General features: G+C 67.5%; 15 protein-coding genes. 7 read left to right on the forward strand and 8 right to left on the reverse strand.

Features of this window, described 5'->3' with window-relative positions:
- Positions 1-11: 11 nt before the first annotated feature.
- Both JOF55_RS10535 and msrA read right to left on the reverse strand, forming a co-directional pair.
- Positions 12-221, reverse strand: a complete 210-nt coding sequence (locus JOF55_RS10535; protein WP_310273019.1) for a dodecin — start codon at positions 219-221, stop codon at positions 12-14.
- A 90-nt stretch (positions 222-311) separates the two neighbouring features.
- Positions 312-968, reverse strand: a complete 657-nt coding sequence (gene msrA, locus JOF55_RS10540; protein ID WP_310273020.1) for a peptide-methionine (S)-S-oxide reductase MsrA — start codon at positions 966-968, stop codon at positions 312-314.
- Positions 969-1047: 79 nt separating this feature from the next.
- Here msrA and JOF55_RS10545 point away from each other — a divergent pair, with 79 nt between their 5' ends.
- Entirely contained in the window at positions 1048-2172 is a 1125-nt protein-coding gene (locus tag JOF55_RS10545; protein ID WP_310273021.1) for a hypothetical protein, read from the forward strand.
- Positions 2173-2218: 46 nt separating this feature from the next.
- Here JOF55_RS10545 and JOF55_RS10550 read toward each other — a convergent pair whose 3' ends face one another.
- Positions 2219-5410, reverse strand: coding sequence for a glycosyltransferase (locus tag JOF55_RS10550; RefSeq protein WP_310273022.1), 3192 nt, complete (start codon positions 5408-5410; stop codon positions 2219-2221).
- A gap of 200 nt (positions 5411-5610) precedes the next feature.
- Between JOF55_RS10550 and JOF55_RS10555 the strand changes: the two genes are divergently transcribed.
- Genes JOF55_RS10555 through JOF55_RS10565 form a run of 3 tightly spaced genes read left to right on the forward strand, consistent with a single transcriptional unit; the run spans position 5611 to position 8049 of the window.
- Positions 5611-5910: a hypothetical protein gene (locus JOF55_RS10555; protein WP_310273023.1), complete on the forward strand. Its 300-nt coding sequence runs from the start codon at positions 5611-5613 to the stop codon at positions 5908-5910.
- Complete coding sequence (locus JOF55_RS10560) at positions 5900-7390, forward strand: sensor histidine kinase (protein ID WP_310273024.1); 1491 nt, start codon at positions 5900-5902, stop codon at positions 7388-7390. Before JOF55_RS10555 ends, JOF55_RS10560 begins: the two co-directional genes overlap by 11 nt.
- Positions 7387-8049, forward strand: coding sequence for a response regulator transcription factor (locus JOF55_RS10565; RefSeq protein ID WP_310273025.1), 663 nt, complete (start codon positions 7387-7389; stop codon positions 8047-8049). Before JOF55_RS10560 ends, JOF55_RS10565 begins: the two co-directional genes overlap by 4 nt.
- 18 nt (positions 8050-8067) lie before the next feature.
- Here the strand turns inward: JOF55_RS10565 and JOF55_RS10570 are convergent, their stop codons facing one another.
- Entirely contained in the window at positions 8068-9876 is a 1809-nt protein-coding gene (locus JOF55_RS10570; protein ID WP_310273026.1) for a gamma-glutamyltransferase family protein, read from the reverse strand.
- A gap of 213 nt (positions 9877-10089) precedes the next feature.
- Here JOF55_RS10570 and JOF55_RS10575 point away from each other — a divergent pair, with 213 nt between their 5' ends.
- A complete protein-coding gene (locus JOF55_RS10575; protein WP_310273028.1) occupies positions 10090-11052 on the forward strand; it encodes an aldo/keto reductase in 963 nt (320 codons plus the stop codon).
- Positions 11053-11112: 60 nt separating this feature from the next.
- Here JOF55_RS10575 and JOF55_RS10580 read toward each other — a convergent pair whose 3' ends face one another.
- On the reverse strand, positions 11113-12768 hold the full coding sequence (locus JOF55_RS10580) for a TM0106 family RecB-like putative nuclease (RefSeq protein WP_374727446.1): 1656 nt from the start codon (positions 12766-12768) through the stop codon (positions 11113-11115).
- A gap of 194 nt (positions 12769-12962) precedes the next feature.
- Between JOF55_RS10580 and JOF55_RS10585 the strand changes: the two genes are divergently transcribed.
- Positions 12963-13622, forward strand: a complete 660-nt coding sequence (locus tag JOF55_RS10585) for a DUF6474 family protein (protein WP_310273031.1) — start codon at positions 12963-12965, stop codon at positions 13620-13622.
- Positions 13623-13722: 100 nt separating this feature from the next.
- Here the strand turns inward: JOF55_RS10585 and JOF55_RS10590 are convergent, their stop codons facing one another.
- From JOF55_RS10590 to JOF55_RS10600, 3 genes are all read right to left on the reverse strand, one after another.
- Positions 13723-15480: a BCCT family transporter gene (locus JOF55_RS10590; protein ID WP_374727447.1), complete on the reverse strand. Its 1758-nt coding sequence runs from the start codon at positions 15478-15480 to the stop codon at positions 13723-13725.
- Positions 15481-16185: 705 nt separating this feature from the next.
- On the reverse strand, positions 16186-17097 hold the full coding sequence (locus JOF55_RS10595) for a phosphotransferase family protein (protein WP_310273033.1): 912 nt from the start codon (positions 17095-17097) through the stop codon (positions 16186-16188).
- Between the two features lie 26 nt (positions 17098-17123).
- The gene (locus JOF55_RS10600; RefSeq protein ID WP_310273034.1) at positions 17124-18503 is read right to left on the reverse strand and encodes an NsdA family TPR-like regulatory protein; all 1380 of its coding nucleotides are present in this window, start codon (positions 18501-18503) and stop codon (positions 17124-17126) included.
- 515 nt (positions 18504-19018) lie between these two features.
- Between JOF55_RS10600 and JOF55_RS10605 the strand changes: the two genes are divergently transcribed.
- Positions 19019-19357, forward strand: a complete 339-nt coding sequence (locus tag JOF55_RS10605) for a hypothetical protein (protein ID WP_310273036.1) — start codon at positions 19019-19021, stop codon at positions 19355-19357.
- Positions 19358-19402 lie beyond the last annotated feature (45 nt).

Genomic DNA, 19402 nt, shown 5'->3' on the forward strand with positions numbered 1-19402 from the left:
GATCCGGGCCCTCACTCGTCCAGCCTGAAACCGATCTTCAGGCCGACCTGGAAGTGGGCGACAGAGCCGTTCTCCACGTGCCCCCGGATCTCGGAAACCTCGAACCAGTCGACTTCCCGCAGCGATTGGGAGGCACGCTGCACGCCCTTGCGGATCGCATCGTCGAGGCCCTGCTCGGACGTGCCGACGATCTCGGTCACCCGGTACACGTTGTCTGCCATGCCCAGATCGTCGGCGCGGCCCCGCCACCTCGCAAGCGAGCGGAACACCGCCCACCCCTGCGGGTGACGGCCTCCAACCGTGCTCGCGTATCAGATGGCGAGGCCGGTGGGGCAGGCGACTCCGGTTCCGGCGATGCCACAGTAACCGTTCGGGTTTTTCGCATCGCTGAGATATTGCTGGTGGTAGCCCTCGGCGTAGTAGAACTCACCCAGCGGGGCGATCTCCGTGGTGATACTGCCACGATCGGCGGCCGTCAGTGCCGCCTGGTACTGCTCACGGCTCGCCACGGCCGTCACACGCTGCTGTTCGTCGGCATAGTAGATCGCCGAACGATACTGCGAGCCCACGTCGTTGCCCTGCCGCATGCCCTGCGTCGGATCGTGGTTCTCCCAGAACACCCGCAGGATCCGCGAAAGCCCGATGATCTCCGGGTCGAACACGACGAGGACGACCTCGGCGTGCCCGGTCAGACCGCTGCACACCTCCTCATAGGTCGGGTTGGGGGTGTGCCCACCCGCGTATCCGACAGCGGTGGACCACACGCCCTCGGTGCGCCAGAACATGCGCTCGGCTCCCCAGAAACAGCCCATGCCCACCACCACGGTGGACATGCCTTCCGGGAAGGGTGGCACGATCCGGCGGTCGCCGAACACCGCATGCGACTCGGGTACCGCAAGCGGAGTGGATCGTCCCGGCAGAGCCTCATCAGCTTCGATCACACGGTTCTTGTTACCGAACAACGCCATACCCGCACGATACCCATCTCCACGTCATGGGTGGATCGTTATGTTCGGCGCCCTCGACACTTCGCTGCGAGGTGCCAGAATGGCGATGATCGCAAACGGGGTCGTGATCATGATGGGGAAGGGCGCATCGGTGACCTGGCAAGACGAATTGCAGCATCTCGACGCCGAGCTCGCCGCGGGGAGGCTGTCCGCCGAGGAGTATCGCCAACGGCGCGATACCGCTCTGGGACAGGCCCATGCGGAGCAGGCGAGGTGGCCGGGGGGAGATCTCCCGCAGCAGGAACCGCCGCAAGGCCCGGCGCAGGGCCGGAACCCGTTTCCCCCCGCATTCGCCTGGGACCGAAGCAGCGGCCCGAGTCAGCAGTCCCCATCCCAACAGCCACCACCCCAACAGCCACCGCAGTTCCGGCCGGACCAGGCCGGATGGGCGCCATACCAACCGCAGCCGGGTTGGGGACCGGCCAACGGCAACGGCACTCCTTGGGGCAACGCCGAGTTCCCCCCGGAGCACGACAGCACGCGCTGGACGCGTACCGGCCCGAGAGTCCTCGCGACAGGTAACTCGTCCAAGGGCAAGCTGATCGCCGGGCTCTCCCTCGGTGGCGTCCTGCTCGCCGGGATCATCGTCGCCGGGACACTCCTCTTCACCGGCTCCGAGTCACCGGGCCGGGCCGCCGCCGAGCGGCAGACTCGGGCCACGGACACACTGCCCGAGCCACCACCTGCCACAGCGACTCCACCGGCCACCTCGGAGGAGGCACTGGTCGCACGGCCACCGGGTCCGGCGAACTCGCTCAACGGTGCGCTGTCCCCGGCTGCGTTGGACGGGGACAAATCCGGTGTGTTGCCGGTTTCGGTGCGCTCCTTCGCGCTGTACAGGGACATGGTCGGCGGGTGGTTCCGCGGTACCGACGGGCCGCTGAAAAGCAGCATGGTGGCGGTGCGGATGCCGGACGAGGCGGCAGCTCGAAAGCTCGTCGAGGTATACCTGGACGAACAATCGGGAATGATCAGCTCCGATCAGCTCTCCTATCGGGGCGTCGAGGTCGTCACCGACAGCAGTGCTTTCCGGACCGCCTATGCAGGGCAGGATTGGGCGGTGGTCATATCCGTCCGCGCGGTGGACGCCTCGGGGCAGGAGGCCAGAAGCCTGTTCCGGGACCTGCTCGAACGGCAGCTCGCCAACCTCCCGCCCACCACCTAGGACCTGTCCGGTTGATCTCGGTGGGGTTGAAGCTTTCCCGAAGACTTCACTCCTCGCCCCGGGCACAGGAGCGTGCAGTGTTGCCCGAAGCTTCGGGCTCTCCCGTGACGAGGAGGGCCTTCAGGGTGGAGCGCGACACGTCGGGGCCGAACTGTGCCGCGACGGCGGCCCGGCCCGATGTGGACAGGTGTCGCCATGCCCGATCATCGGTGAGCAGCCGCACGATGCCGTCCGCGAGTCCTCGCGCGTCGTCGGCGATCAGCACATCGTCACCCGGCGTGAGATGCATACCCTCCATGGCCGACGTCGTCCCGACCACGGGCACCCCCGCCCCGAGGCTCTCGCCGACCTTGCCCCGCACACCGGCACCGAACCGCAACGGGGCCAACGTCACCCGACTCGCGGCATACATCGACGCGAGGTCGGCCACCCAGCCGTGCACCTGCACACCGCTGTCGTCCATCCGCAGTACTTCGTGGGGCGGGTCGCTGCCCACGAGATGAAGCACCGCATCCGGGCAGCGCTCACGCACCAGGGGCATGATCTCCCGAGCCGCCCACGTGGCGGCGTCGGCGTTCGCGGGATGCTCGAAACCACCGACGAACAGGACATCGCGGCGACCGTCCGGCTGTAGCGACTGCGACTGCACCTCGTGGACCCGGGACAGCACTCGCACGTCGGTGTCGGGGACCAATTCCCACAGCAGGGACTGTTCGAGGTCGGAGGACACGAGCGTGACGTCACAGGACCGGACGAGCCCGAGCTCACGCTCCCGGGAGACGAAAGCCTTCCGCCGCAGCGCATCCGCTTTCGCTTCGTCTCCTTCGGACTCGGCCAGCGCCGCCTGCCGCTCCAGCCGCAGGAAGTGCAGGCCGACGGTGTCGTGGACGAGCACGCACTGCGGAGCCGAGGCACGCAGCTCCTCCACCAGGTCCCAGGCGGTCTGCGTCCGGGACAGCAGGGCCAGCGTGATCTCCGCGCCCGCCTCGGAAAGGAATGTCCGCTGCAGTTCCGGTTCGGGCAACACCGTCACGCCTGCCTGCCGCAGGTCGGCTGTGTAGGGCTCCGTGGCGGCATGGTCGGCGGGAAGGAACATCACGCGGCAGCCGAGTTCGACGAGCAGCTCCAGCAGATGGCGCTTCCGCGTCGAGTCGGAATCGACATCCGGGCGCGGCACTCGATGATCCGTCACCAGGACGAGAGGACCGAAGTGCCCTCCACTGCCCCGCTGCCGGGCCAGCCACAAGTGGGACGCCGTGGCGCCCGGAAGATGCTCGGCGGCAAGGGTTCCGCCCCATTTCCCGGTGAACACTCCGCGATTGAGCTCCCGAAGTTTGCTCGCCCCACCGCCCGTGTCGGCACCGTGGGAAACCCCCTCGTGGTGCACCACCACAGCTCCGGGCTGTACCACCGTGCGGAAACCCGCCGCGCGCACCGCGAAAGCGAGGTCGATGTCCTCGTAGTAGGCCGGTGCGTAGCGCGTATCGAAACCGCCGAGCTGCCGGAAGAGGTCCGCCCGCACCAGGATCGCCGCACTCGAGCAGTAGTCCACATCGCGCAGCACGTTGTACTCGGCCGCATCGGCGTCACCGCCACGACCGAGAGGCCGAGCGGTTCCATCGGACCACACGACGCTGCCGCACTCCCGCAGACTCCCGTCGGGACCGACGAGTTTCGCACCGACCAGGCCGATTCCCCCCTCGGACTCGAGCGTGCCGACCAGGGTGTCCAGCCAGGACTCGGTCACTTCGGCATCGTTGTGGAGGAAGAACAGATACTCACCACGGGCCTGTTCGGCGCCGAGATGGCACGCTCCCGCGTATCCGAGATGGTGATCGGTATGTATCGTTCGCACGCCCTCGCAGGCGGCCAGGCGTTCGGCGCTGCCGTCCGGTGAGGCATCGTCGACCACAAGTACCTCGAACGGCACCGACACCAGATGCCGCCCGAGCAGTCGCAGGCACCGGCGGGTGTACAGCCACTCGCCGTGCACCGGCACGATCACGCTGACGAGCGGATGATCGCTGCGCGGCACGCGAAGTGGCCCGGTCTCGTCCGGCCCGGTCTCGTCCGGCCCGGTCTCGTCCGGCCCGGCGGCACGCTGCTCGGCATCGGCAACCCGTGTCTCCAGATGCGCCACGGTATCGCGCAACCACTCCATCCGAGCCGCGTCGCGCCGGCCGGCCAGGTGCACCTCGTGCAGTTCGGCGCCGAGTCTGTCGAGTTCCAGGCGCAGGCGGGCCTGCTCGTGTGCGCCCTCGTTCACCCGCTGCTCGGCGTCCTGGTGCAGTGTCTGCAATCGCGCTACCGAGGACTCGAGTTCCCGGATCTCGTCCCGATTGCGACGGCAGAGTTCGTTGAGCCGGGCGACGTCGGCGGCAGCCGCGTCTCGTTGTTCGGTGATCTCCTCCGCGTGCACGCCGAATCCCGAGGCGGCACGCTGCACCAGCCGCAGCTCGGCATCGAGCAGCACCGCAGCCGCGGGCAGCTGCGGTAGTTGGCGATCCGAGGCCAAGCCCAGCAAGTAGGTGTGCGGGACGCCCTGACGTATCGACCAGGAGCCCGAGTCCTGCTGGTGCAGAGTCTGCAATCGCACACCGTCGACGGCGGTGTCCGGGTCACCGGGATCGGCGGGAGTCATCAGCGAACCGACCGCGACGTTCTGCTTCACCATCGCCACGTGCCGGAAGAAGTCCTCCAGTAACGACTCGAACTGCGGTCCGGCGAGTTCCTTGACGTGGAAGGGATTCTCGTTGCCCTGCTGATCGTGGTAAACCGCCGTATCCGGGGTGCTCGCGATGAGCAGGCCGCCATGGGCCAGTCGTGCACGCACCAGCCGTAGTACGGCCGCATGATCGGCGACGTGCTCGATCGCCTCGAAACACACGATCACGTCGAACGGCACGACCTCGGCGAGCAGTTCGGGGTCGGTGACCGAACCGGTGCGAAAGCTCAGATTGCGGCCACCGTAGTTGTGGTCGGCGTGCTCGACGGTATCGGCGTCGATGTCCACCCCGACGACCTCGGCGGCTTCGGCAGCCAGCATCGAAGCGCCGTATCCCTCACCACTGCCCAGATCGAGCACTCGCTTGCCCCGGACGAAACGAGCCGCCATCGCGTAACGGTGATAGTGCTCGTAGATGACCTGAGCATCGTCGGCCCACGGCACGCAGCGTTCTCCGGTCCAGTCGATCAATCGCTGCCGGTCGCGCCCGGTGCGGCCGCTGCTGTCGTTCATCCGGTCCCTCTTGGCACAGCCGTAGCCGACGCTTGTGCGTCACTGCACGCTCTCAGTACAGACTACCGCTATCGACCAGGGGATTTGTGCTGAAGCAACCCGAACGAAAGCCGTGCGGATGAAAGGATCTTCATCCGCTTTTCATCTCCGGGCACTCCCGGCCGGGACAGAGTGGGAGTTGTCCAGGAGGTGAGGAGAGCATGTCGGCTTCCCGAATCGCGTTGCTGATCGCAGCGGTGGCACTGCCGATCGCGGTGGTCCTCGGTAGCTATGCGGTCACCAGTGGCCCACGTCCACCGCAGGTCCCCACCGAGGTACGGGTCGGCGTCTCCGCCGGCCCCGATCCGTCCCCACCCTCATCCGGCGATCCCACGACATCCGCGCCGACTCCCCCGGGTGGCATCCCACCACCGCCTCCCGCCGATGATGACGGCGAGAGCGACAGGGACGACAAGGACGACGGGGACGACCGCGACGGCAACGAGCGCGATGACGACTGACCGGCAACGGGACGAGCGCACCGGCAGCGAACCGCACAGGCCACCTCGGCGGGGAACTCGGATTCCCGCCCGCGCCCAGATCATGGGATGGATGCTGCTGGTGCTGCTCGTGGTGCTGGTGGCCGTCGTCCTGCTCGTGCGGCAGTTCCTGCACACCGACGCGAGCAGCCAAGTGACCAGTGCGCTCGAACAGGAGGTTCAGGAGTTCGTCAACTTCGCCACGACCGGCCGCGATCCCGCGACGGGACAGTTGCTCACGGAACCGGCCGCACTGTTCGGCTCCTACCTGCAGCGCCAGTACCCGGACGACTCGGAAGTCCTCATCGGCACGTGGCGGAGCCCCACCGACCTGGAGTCACTGGCCCAGGCGCAGAACGCGCGCATCAAGGAGATCGCCAGAACTCCGGCACTGCTGCGCAAGGTCATCACCGCACCGGACCAGTTCGGCACCGTGGACACGCCCGCGGGCCCGATGCGCTGGGTCAAGGTCGGTGCCGTGGCACCACGGACGGCCAACGCCCCACCCGCGTGGTTCATCAGCGGCCACTTCACCGCCGGTGACACGGCCGAGGTCAACCGAATCGTCCGGACGCTACTGGTGGTCAGCGCACTCGGCGTGGTGCTCGCCGCAATCGCCTCGTGGGTGGTGGCCGGTGCGATTCTCGCGCCGGTGCGCCAGGTGCGGCGCACGGCCGCCGAGATCGGTGAGCGGGACCTCACCCGCCGCATCCCGGTCTCCGGCCGGGACGACATCGCGGCGCTGGCCGAACAGTTCAACGCGATGCTCGACCGTCTGCAGGAGGCGTTCGCCACCCAGCGGCAGTTCGTGGATGATGCCGGCCACGAGTTGCGCACCCCGATCACCATCGTGCGCGGCCACCTCGAACTGCTCGGCGACGACCCGGTCGAGCGCGCCGACACGATCCGGCTGTGCACCGACGAACTGGACCGGATGGCCCGCATCGTGGAGGACCTGCTGATGCTGGCCAAGGCCGATCGACCGGACTTCGTCACCCCGGAACCGGTGTCCCTGGCGGAGCTGACCAGCGACATCGACGCCAAGGTACGCACGCTCGCCGACCGGCGCTGGATGCTGGAGAACATCGGTGAGGGCGACGTAGCCGTCGACCAGCAGCGCCTGACCCAGGCGGTGGTGCAGCTCGCGCAGAACGCCGTGCAGCACACCGAAGAAGGTTCGACGATCCGCTTCGGTTCTTCGCTGAGCCTCGGCAGGATCAACCTGTGGATCACCGACCACGGCCCCGGAGTCGGACCGGAAGAGGTCGAGAAAATCTTCGAGCGCTTCGCCCACGGTGACAGTCGCGGCCGAGGTGGCGCGGGTCTCGGGCTGGCGATCGTCCGGGCCATCGCCGACGCCCACCACGGTCGCGTGCGCGTGCTGTCCGAACCGGGCAAGGGCGCGACCTTCGGTCTCGATCTGCCCATCGCGAGCAACCCGGACAAGGAGAGCACGGCATGAGCAAGGTGCTGATCGTCGAGGACGAGGCGCGCATCGCGGCGTTCGTGGAGAAGGGGCTGCGTGCCAACGGCTTCGCCCCGACAGTGGTCGCCGACGGCAACGCGGCGCTGAGGTCGGTGCTCACCGGGGACTTCGACCTGGTGGTGCTGGATCTCGGGCTGCCGGACATGGACGGTTTCGCCCTGCTGCGGACACTGCGCGAGAAAAGGCAGGGCGTGCCGGTGATCATCCTGACCGCGCGGGACACGGTCACCGACACGGTCGCCGGGCTGGAGGGAGGCGCCGACGACTACATGACCAAGCCGTTCCGGTTCGAGGAACTACTGGCGCGGATACGGCTGCGGCTGCGCCCGGCCGAGCGCACGCCGGAGGTGACGGTGCTCCGCGACGGTGATCTCTCCCTGGATCTGCGTACCCGCCGCGCGCAGGTGCCGGAGGCGACGGTGGATCTCACCGCGCGCGAGTTCGCCATGCTGGAGCTGTTCCTGCGCCACTCCGGTCAGGTGCTCTCCCGCGAGCAGATCCTGTCGCACGTGTGGGGCTACGACTTCGATCCCGGATCCAACGTCGTCGACGTCTACGTCCGGGCGCTGCGCCGCAAGATCGGCGGCGAACGCATCAACACCGTCCGCGGCATGGGCTACCGCCTCGGGAAGTGAGGCGCGGATGAGATCACCTCACCGCCCGGCGGCGTACCCCTGGGCACCGCGAGCATTGGCAGCCGCATGCAGCAGGCCGGTATCCGGATCGCGGGAGACGGCCGACAGCCGTCCGAGGGACCAGGGACCTGCATCGACGACGTCGTGACCGCGTCGCTCGAGTTCGGCGATGCGCCGCGCGCCGAGCCGCGACTCCACCATCAACCGGCCCGGCTGCCACGTGCGCGGATAGAACGAGAGCGGAAACGCACGGGAGTGCCAAGCGGGGGCATCGATCGCCGCCTGCAGGTCCAGCCCGCCGTGCACATGGGCGAGCCAGAAGCACAGCTGCCACTGGTCCTGCTGATCCCCACCGGGAGTACCGAAGGCGAGCACCGGTGTGCCCTCCCGCAGCACCAGCGAGGGGCTGAGTGTGCTGCGGGGCCGCCTGCCCGGCACGAGCGAATTCGGCAGTCCCTCCTCCAGCCAGCACATCTGCGCACGAGTTCCCAGGCAGAACCCCAACTCCGGAATCGCCGGTGACGACTGCAGCCATCCACCGGACGGGGTCGCCGAAACCATGTTTCCCCAGCGGTCCACGACATCGAGGTGCACCGTGTCGCCCCGGCTCTCCCCGGTCGGTGACACGGTCGGTTCACCGAGACCGACACCGCTCGGGTCCTCGGGACCACCGGCGCCCCGCCCTTCGTCGACGAACGCGGGGAGCCGCACACCGCGACCCCCGGGAGAACCCGGCCGCAACCGTAGCGACGCGTCCTCGCCGATCAGCTCGCGACGGGAGTCGGCATAGGCACGCGACAGGAGGTCCTCCGCGACGCCCGACTCGGCGGAATCGCCGTACCACGCCTCCCGGTCGGCGAAAGCCAGCTTGGCCGCCTCCACCGCCACGTGCACCGTGTCGGCGTCGGGCAGACCGTCGACACAGGAGATCCGGTCGCTCATGCCCTCCAAAAGGCGCAACTGCTGCGCCAGGACCGGTCCCTGCGACCACACCCCGAACTTCGCCAGCGTCCGGTCCTCCGGTAGGTCCACCGTCACCGGGTCCTCGTAGCTCGCACGGAACCCGGCCATGTCCTGTCCGGTGATCAACCCGGCATGGTCCCGTCCGGAGTTGTCCCGTACGGGTGTCCGCACAAACCTCTCGACGGCCTCGGCGACAAAGCCCTGTGACCAGGCACGACGTGCGGCGTCGATCCGTGCCTGGCGGTCACCGCCCGCCGCGTCGGCCTCGGCGAGCAAGCGTTCCCAGGTATCGGCCAACGTGGGGTTGCGCAGGAGGGTTCCGGGACGTGGAGCGGCCCCCTCGGTCAGCCACAACGCCGCAGAAGTCGGCCAGTGCTCGGTGAACATCCCACGCACCGTGTCGAGGGTGGTACTGATGCGCTCGACGACGGGGAAGCCGGTGCGCGCGTATCCGATCGCATGGGTGAGGACCTCGCGCAGCGTTTTCGTGCCGTGGTCGCGGAGCAGGGTCAGCCAGGCGTCCCACGCCCCCGGGACGGTGGCCGGAAGCAGACCACTGCCCGGAACGAGATCCAGCCCCGACTCGTCCCGCAGCCGCGGGATGGTGGCGGCTGCGGGAACGGGTCCCTGCCCGCTCAACGCGCGCGGGCGCGGATCACCTGCCGCGGCGAACAGGATGGGGACCTCTCCCCCCGGGCCGTTGAGGTGGGGCTCGACGACCTGGAGCACGAATCCGGCGGCGGTCGCGGCGTCGAAGGCGTTCCCCCCGTCCTCCAGGACGGCCATTCCGGCGGCGGAGGCGAGCCAGTGGGTCGTGGCGACCATGCCGTGCGTACCGGCCAGTTCCGGACGGGTGGTGAACATCCCGACCACCCTAAGGTGTCCATCCCCACGGGCGAACCCCTGTGGACAGGGATCCGGTCGCGGATATGCGCATCACCGCCCGGCCCGGTCGGGCGGATCCGTCGAGCCGGGTGGGCCGGTGCGGTGCTGCTGTGCCGCGGTGCGCTCGACCACGGATATCACCCGTTTCCCGGCCGTGACTACACGGTGATCGGCCGTTTAGGCTCACTGTCCGTGGAACAGCGACGTCTGGGCGAATCCGGTCTGGTGGTCAGTGCCGTCGGTCTCGGCTGCAACAATCTCGGCAGGCCGGGCACGGCGACCGAATCCCTCGCAGGTGCCCGAGCGGTGGTGGATCGGGCGCTGGAGTCGGGGATCACCTTCTTCGATGCGGCCGACGTGTACGGGGCTCCGCGTGGGCGCAGTGAGGAACTGCTCGGGCAGGCACTGTCCGGCAAACGTGAGCACGCCGTGATCGCCACGAAGTTCGGCATGGACATGCAGGGCGCCAACGGCCCCGACTTCGCCGCCCGCGGCTCCCGCCGCTACGTGCGCCGTGCCGTCGAGTCCTCGCTACGACGTCTGGGCACCGACTGGATCGATCTGTACCAGCTCCACCGCCCGGACCCCATGACTCCGCTGGAAGAGACCCTGTCGGTGCTCAACGATCTCGTACGCGAGGGCAAGATCCGCTACGTCGGGCACTGCAACCTGGCCGGATGGCAGACCGCCGACGCGGCGTGGACGGCCACCTCGGCCGGGCTGACCACCCCGGTCTCCGCGCAGAACCACTACTCCCTGCTGGAACGGGAAGCCGAGCGGGAGGTGATCCCCGCGTGCACCCGGTTCGGCGTCGGGATCATCCCGTACTTCCCGCTGGCCAACGGCTTACTGACCGGCAAGTACCGGAAGGGGCAGGAGCCACCGTCGGGCAGCAGGCTTTCGGGGCGTGACCGGTTGCTCGCCGACGCGCCGTGGGACCGCATCGAGCACCTGCGGGCGTTCGCGGACAAGCGCGGGCTGTCGATGATCGCGGTGGCGATCGGCTGGTTGGCGGCACAGCCCTCCGTCGGGTCGGTGATCACCGGTGCGACCTCGCCGGAACAGGTGGAGTCGAACGCACGTGCCGGGCAGTGGCGCCCGTCGGCGGCCGATCTCGACGAGATCGACATGATCTGCCCCCCGACGCGGCGATGAGCGGGATCGAGCAATTTCTCGCGAAATTTCCCTCCCGGCCCGGCGCGATCGCAGGTCGCGTCACAGGTCGCCGACGTAGGGTACCCGGTGCTCCGCCTCCGTGGTCATCCAGCGACGAATCGCCAGCGTCGCACGGACATCGTCCTCGTTGTACTGCAGCAGACGCCGCCGCTGCGACTCGCTCGGCGCAGCCCCGTCCAGCCCCACCGCGTCGCGATACCAGCGCATCGAGTTCTCGCCGCCGGCCTCGGCATCACGCCAGGAAAAGCCCGCGTTCGGAGCGATCACCTTCAGTCCCCTACCGTTCGGACACAGAAATTGGTCACGCACCGTAGCGAACAGGTCCACCCATTCGTCGGAATCGATGAACTCGCGGACCTCGTCCACGGTGGGGATACCGGGCTTACCCGCGAATCTCTCCGCCGAGGCGAGCATCCAGCGATTTTCGGCGAGCTCGTTGTAGCAGTAGGCACGGAAGCTCAAACCACGGTCATGGGCGCGGTCACGCACCGCGGTGAACCAGGACCAGAACTCGGCGAACGAGCGGGCCTCGTCGTCGGAGGGCAACGGATCCCACGTGGCGAAGCTTCGGTACCCCTCGGCCTCGTCGAAACCGCTGTCCGTGGCGGTGTCCGTCCGGGACAACCAGCACCCCCACAGGTAGGCACCGGAGTCGGCATAGCTTTCCATGTCGACATCGATCTCGACATCCGCCCGGGGGACGTCGAGGTGCGGGACGCGGCGCACCAAGGACAGATCCCGCAGCCACGCCTTGGCCAGCAGCACCGCATCCGAAGTCCTGGTGGCGGCCAACGGCAGCGCTTCGGCCACGTCCGGCGTCACCTCCGCGAGTTCGTCCACGGTGGAAACACCGGCGCGGCGCAGCAACACGGCATCCTCCCCACGCACCACCAGGCTCACGTCCCTGGTCGCGTGCAGCTCCTGCGCACAAACCGGCCACCACGGGCAGCCCTTGCAATCCGAGATCCGGGAAGGCCGCGCGAGCGGTTCGGCTTCCGATGCCGCCGCACCGGCCACGGCAAGGCGATCGGCGAAACGCTCGTCGTACTCGGACAGCACACTGCGCCCACCGGACCAGCTCGGTGCTTGCAGGTCATGCCAGAGCACCACATCGGCGTCCGCGCCGATGACCCCGCCGACCACCCGACCGGAGGCGCTCATGCCGCATGCCTGCAACAGCCGCACGCTGTGCGCCAATCGGAGCTGGTCACGAGACTGTGCGCGCCCCTTGCGCAGCGGATCCACCCGCGCCGATTCCGGCAACGGATCCGTCAGCGGTGACGTCCGCGCTCCGCGACCGGGGTCCGTCACCTTGTGGCGCACCACGAGGAGCGGCACGTAGCCGTCGGCACTTCGGACGAGCACGTCGACCGCACCACGGCGGCCACCCGTGGTATCGCAGGGCAACTGGGCTCCCGAGATGTAGGGCGCCGCGGCGCGCATGGCCGCCAGCGTCGCGCGCTCACGGCTGTGCACGCTCGCGTCCCGGGGAATCTCCGTCCAGTCCGACCCCAGCAGCCGACCGAGCTTGTCCGCGAGGGCACGGCGGTGTTCGGCAGCGTCGGCGATGCGCTGCTCGACCCCGGGGTCCGGCGGGGCCTTCGGCACCGCACGCACCGTCGGCTCGTGCTCGAGATGCACGCGTCGACGGCAACGCGTCACCACACCCCCGTCCAGCAGCACCTCGGAACCCACACTGGCAGGGTATGTCCTCGGTTCGGCTCCCGCGCCGGTCACCCCGGTCACCACCGCCTCACGTGCGGCCAATGTCACACGGATTGTTCCTGCCCGTGGTCGCTGTTGTCGTGCCGATCGGCGTAACGCTCTAGACTGATCACACGAGAGCCCAAGCACGTGGCCCGAATAGCCTGCCGGAGGTGTTCGCTGCGATGGCACGTTCCGTGAAGAAGCAAGCGGGCAAGCAGGACCCCGCCACACCCCAGCCCACCTCGTCACGCGAGCACCGCAAGGACGTGAAGAAGACGGCCAAGGCCGAACAGAAGGCGGCAAAGACGCGGGCAAGCACCGAGCAGAAGTCGGCAAAGGCCACGGCGAAGGCCGCGAAGAAAACGGCGAAAGCCCAGAAGAAGGGCGAGTACGGCCGTATCACACCGGGAAACACGAAAAAGATTCTCGGGATACTCAAGATCGCAGGACCGGCCATCGCCCCCTTCGCGGCGAAGGCCGCCTTCACCGCACGGGACGGCTACGATCGGATGCGAGCTCGCCGGATCGGCATCCCCGTCGAGGATCTGGGACGTTTTTCGGGCAGGGGCGCCGCCCTGCACGCGCGCATCGCCGGGGACGCCGATGCACTGCACGATCTGCGGATGAAAGCAGGCGGGCAGGGCGGCAACGGTGATTCCGCGGCCCGGCAGGTGGGCGTCGAACAGTTCACCGACCGTGCCGAGCAACGACTCAGCCAGCTCACCAGCGCAGTCCGTGCCGCGGAACGGATGCCGGGCAACCGCCGCAGGGCCGCCCACCGCGCGGTGGCAGGCGAACTCGACCGTATCGAGGCTGACCTCCTGCACCGTCTCGAGCTGTAGCAACACGCTCGCTCACCGGCACGGCGCAACCACACGCTCCTGCCCGTGGTGGGATTGCGGGAAAGGCCGAAAACCCCACCACGGGCCAATCGAACACGCCTCAGTTCCGCCCGGAGAGACTCGAGTCACTCTCGACACCGCCGGACCGATCGGTGACCTCGCCGTTGTCCCCGTTCTCCGAGGTACCGCCGTCCTCCGAGGTACCGCCGTCCTCCGAGGTGTTCGAGGTATCCGAGGTATCGCCGCCCTCCTCGGTGCTCTCCGCCTGGGAGATGTCCAGCTGGAACTCACCGGCGTGCTCCTCGGTGCCCTGCACCACGGCCGCCTCGAGAACCTCGGCGCCCTTGTTCACACGCAGGGTGATCGGGTCGTTGCGCAGGTCCTTCATCATCGCGAAGCACATCAGGACCATCACGACGGTGAACGGCAGCGCGCCGATGAACGTGAGGTTCTGGATACCCGTCAGGGCTTCGTCCCCGCCGCCTCCGATCACGAGCATGATCGCGGCGACCGCACCGGTGGCGGCACCCCAGAAGATGACGACCGGCCGACTCGGTTCGATGGAGCCACGCTGGGACAGGGTGCCCATGACGACCGACCCCGCGTCGGCGCCGGAGACGAAGAAGATCGCCACCAGGATCATCACCAGAACGGAAGTGATCATGGTCAGCGGAAGTTCGGCGAGCATGTCGAACGTCTGAGCCTGCGGGTTTCCCTCGCCGAAGACATCGATCCCGTTGCGCTGCAGGCCGATCGCCGCGCCGCCGAAGATGGCGAACCAGATCAGGCTGACCACGCTCGGCACCAGCAGCACACCGCCGACGAATTGGCGGATCGTCCGGCCCCTGCTGATGCGAGCGATGAACATCCCGACGAACGGCGTCCAGGAGATCCACCACGCCCAGTAGAAGATGGTCCAGCCCTGCAGCCACTCGTTCATCTCCTCGCCACCGGTGGCACCGGAGCGCGAGGCCATGATCCCGAAATGGCTGAGGTAGCTGCCGACCGAGGTGGGGATCAGGTTCAGCATGAACACGGTCGGGCCGACCAGGAACACGAACAGCGCCAGTAGCGCGGCCAGCACCATGTTGATGTTCGACAGGTACTGGATGCCCCGAGCGATACCGGATACGGCCGAAGCGATGAAGCAGATCGTCAGTACGACGATGATCAGGACCAGGATGATCGTGCCTGCACCGCTGATCCAGCCGGCCTCTCGCATGCCGGTGCGGATCTGCAGAGTACCGATGCCCAGGGAGGCCGCCGATCCGAACAACGTGGCGAACAGGGCGAGGATGTCGATCAGCTTACCGATCGGGCCCTCGGCGTTGCGCTTGCCGATCAGCGGGATGAACACCGCGCTGATGAGCTGCTTGCGACCCTTGCGGAAGGCGTTGTAGGCGATCGCCAGACCGGCCACCGCGTAGATCGCCCACGGGTGCAGCGTCCAGTGGAACAGCGAGGTCGCCATCGCGGTACGAACGGCCTGATCCGTCGCGTTGGGTGCGACGACAGGATCACCATCGGGACCGGGGACCGTGGGCACCGACCCCGGTGGGGGCTCCACGAAGTGCGAGAGCGGTTCGCTCACACCGAAGAACATGAGACCGATACCCATGCCGGCACTGAACATCATCGCGATCCAGGAAACCGTCCGAAACTCCGGTTTCTCGTCATCGGCCCCCAGCGGAATTCGGCCGAACCGACTGAATGCCAGATACAGGGCAAACAGGACAAACCCCGTGGCGGACAGGACGAAAAACCAGCCCACATTCGTGATCAACCACGTCAGTGCACCCGACGCGAAGTTGCTCAGCGAATCCGTCGCGATCCCACCCCAGGCAACGAGGGCGAACATGATCGCCGCGACGGTCCCGAAGACCACCCAGTCGGTGGGCTGGCGTACTTCCGATTCCGGAGTGGCCTGGCTACCCGGATCGGGCACCGAGTCGTCTCCGCTTCTTTGCTCTTGCGAGGTATCTGTCGACACAGGTATCGGCGCCGACTGTCGCGACGCCCCCTCCTCTCCAGTCTTCGGTTACGGCAACCCCGATCGCCCTGCGGCAAGTATCACTCGCGCCACATTCATGCCGAGCGTTTCCGGATGCCTGCAACCCGTAAACCGTGACCCATTCGAAGGAGTACGGCAAACCTGCCTGTGCTCAGCGTGGTTGAATCAACACTCGGGCTCACTCCATGGGTAGACTCCGTTCTCGGCGGTTCCCGGCGCAGGGTTCCCGGCGCAGTGCCTTTCGCAGGCTCCGCGGCATCGCGCTCATCACCACCGCACAGCACTCCGGTCAACGCTCTCACGGGCAATGCATCGGCAGGAGCGAATTCCGAACATCAGAGCGAGAAATTCTCACATTGTGGGAGAGCTCGTCCTGTCGCCGAGCGGTCATCAACATTCGGTGAGCTGTTCCACCGAGCGCGTCCCGGCGAACCGAGTCGAGTCAGCAAGCCCCGGCAGCACGAGCGCCCCGCTCGGATCCACGCGACCCCGTGTCCGCACACGGTCGGTGCCACCGCGCCGTGCACTCCGTCCGCACCGATACACCGGTCCTCATCGGTACGGAGCCCACTGTGTGTGGACATCGCCCCGGCGCATCGAGCGCAACCGGCGTCGGAGCTCGCCGCGAAGCCGCGGATTGCTTCGCAAAATCGGCAGCACACTGACTGTGATCTTGAGCTCTCGCAAGTCACGCAATACCGCAAAGCCCGGCCAGTTGGTGATGTCGAAGCCATAGGCCTCGGTCAACTGCCGGTATGCCTCCGAGGAGTGCCCCAGCCGCAGGTATCCCACAGCCATCGGCGTCAGGTCCCATTCGGGCGGCCCCGCCGACAATGAATCCAGGTCACACAGCACCGGGCCGTCCGGTCCCGCGATGAGGTTGCCCAAATGCGCGTCCCCGTGCACCGCGCTGCGGGGCATGGGAAACGTGAGATCGGACAAGCGCCGCTCGACATCGTCGCAGCGCTGCTCCAGGAAATCGCGGTCCTGCGGATCGAGTTCCTCGGCGTCCCGAAGCCTGCGCCGGACATCGGACATCGGCTGCCACTCCGGCAGCGCGGGTGGCAGCGGCAACCGATGCACCTGCCGCAGGAGCATGCCCAGCTCCCGCCCGCTGGGGGTGCGCCCGGAATCATCGACCGCCTCCCACAGCGTCGCCAGATGGTCACCGGTCCGCACCGGCTGCTCGACATCGGGCAGCAGCCGAACAGCGGGCACACCTTGATCGGCCAACCACCGCGCCGCCTCGACGACGTTCTCGGCACGGTAAGCAAACGACGGTGCCAGCACGATACGGACGACCACCGGGTGTTCACGCAGCAGGAACACACCGTTGTTGACGAAGCGCAGCAGTCGGGCGCCACGGTGATCGAGCCCGACCGAGGCGCACACCTCGGCCAGCGCCTCGGCGAGTTTCGGCCGGGTGTAACGCCCGTCCTGCACGGGACTTGTTCGGGAAGTCATGTTCGTGGGTGCTCGCGGCGGTCCTACTAGATCTCGCGGGACTCGCGGAACCGGAGCACTTCCTCCGAAAAGTCGCGTGCCTCCGAGTTCGTCCGGTGCTTGCCCGCTTCCACCTGCAACGGATACAGCCTGTCCGGTACCCGGGCGGATTTGACGTTGGCGCCGAACTCCAGAGCCCGCCTGCCGACCTTGATGCCCTCCTGGACGTCACCGGCACGAATGTGGTTGGTGGCCTGCAGGCTCAACCCGAATACGTGCGTGCGCTGCATCTCGGCACCGTAGGCCTGGTTGCACTTGATCGTTTCCGCCACGGCCATCGGGGCGTAGCGCTCCGGGTGGAATTCCGCGAGGGCGTCGTGGGCCGAGCCCGCCATGCCGTGCAGGTCGTTCTCATCGAAAAACCGCACCCATTCCGGAGCCTCGGACATATCCGCCCGGGCGAATTCGTCCTTGGTCCGGCCGAGCATTTTCTGGACCTGGTCGGGCCTGTCGAGCATCCCGTATGCCCATCCCTCGTTGGCGCACATGACCGCCACCGTCAGGGCCGACCCCGAGTCCTGGGCCGCGATCTGACCGAGCTGGAACAGCTTCAGCGCCTCGTTGGGCTGGTGATAATGCAGATACACCCGTCCCATCCGGTACAGCACGCTGGCGGCCAGGCTGTCGTCGTCGGCCTGCTTGGCAAAGTCCAGCGCCTTTCCGAAATGGCCACGCGCGGGGTCCATCAGACCGGTATCGAAGGAAGTCCACCCGGCGAGGCTGTGCATATCGGCCAGCGAAACGAACAGCTTCTGCCGGACCTGATCGCTGGCGTCGGCGCCCAGTAATTGCTGTGCCCAGGAAAGCTGTGCGATCACCGCGTCCCGGCACGTGCCTCCGCCATAGCGGTAATCGAGGTCACGCAATGCCTTGGTCGCGGCCTGTATCTGCTGCACGTCGGCCATGCCGATGCGCGAGGGCGCGGGTGTCTGCACACTGCTGGGCAACCAACCGCCTTCCTCCGCTCCGAAGACGGACGCTCCCATAGCGACCGCCGCAGCATGGGACAGAAACTTCCGACGCTTCACCGTCTCGTCCTCCTCAGCCTGGGAGTCGCTCGGGGAATCCGCGACTCTCACTGCCGTCGCCCCGTCATAGGCGAGGCCCATGTACCCCCTCGGTACGCCGAGCCCGTCGGCGATGCGGGCCAACACGTCATAAGCCATGACCTGGCGGCCCTTGAGGATCTCCGAGACCTCGGACTGCGACTGACCCGTTGCCGCCGCGATCTGGCGCTGGGAAACACCGTTGCGACGCAGCAGCTTGTAAATGTCGCTGATGTTTCTGCTGGCCAGCGCGTCACGCATTTCCCGACCGTTCCAGATGTCGGGTGTAACGAGCGAGCCGCTCGAACCGATGGTGTTCATAAGGACCCCTTTACGCTTTTCGGGCGTCGATCGCAGAGTAAAACCCCGTCCGCAAGCCGGTGAAGCACCTATCAGCAGAGGTGATCGGCGGGGCATAACTCCACCGACCGCTCGTCGGCACGGTTTGTCCGGTCGTCGCGTTCTCTCTAGCCAGACCGGGAGCACGGATTCCAATCTAGTCATCGGCAAGCAACCGAGCACGGAGAGGAATCCGCACAGTGAACTCCTTCGAGCAGGCGTACGGCGAGACCGACGCGAAAACCGGATTCCACCCGGTTCCTCGCACGGTCGAGCTCTCGACCGTTCCCGCCCGGAGGCGCCGCTGGTGGCGGATCAACCGCCGAGACGTGCGGACCACGTACCGGCTCTCCTCGCCGTGCTGCTCAACCGGGACAGGGTGGTTCTCGCCGGGCCGCCCGGTAAAGCCGTGGTGCCGCCGGATCGCACAGCCGACCGGTTTGTTTCGGCGCCACGGCACGCCGATGATCAGGCGAGAAAGTGACGGTAACGCAAAGATGGACGAGATATTGGGGCAGGTGCTGCGCAGCGCGGTATGGGAGCGGCTCGATGTTCTGACCGAGCTCGCGGATCGCGCGGACGCCCCGTCCCTCCTCTCCGTAGCGCGCTCCGAGCTGCCTCGGCTCACCGATGGATGGCGAGCGCTGCTGACCGCTCACGAGCCCGACGACCGGGGCCACTGCCCGGAGTGCTCGACACGCTGGCGCCAGCAGAAAGCACCGTGTTCGGTGTGGCGTTCGGCCTACGAGCATCTGGTGGCCGGTGGCCTCGCCCCCCGTCCCGCACGACACCTGCGCCCGGCGCATGCGCTGCGCCCGGCGACGCCGGTGTCGTAAAGCGGCGGCCTCGGTTCCGGACCGCACATCCCCGACCCGGAATCA

This window comes from Haloactinomyces albus, from assembly GCF_031458135.1.
In the GTDB taxonomy this organism is placed as follows: Bacteria; Actinomycetota; Actinomycetes; order Mycobacteriales; family Pseudonocardiaceae; genus Haloactinomyces; species Haloactinomyces albus.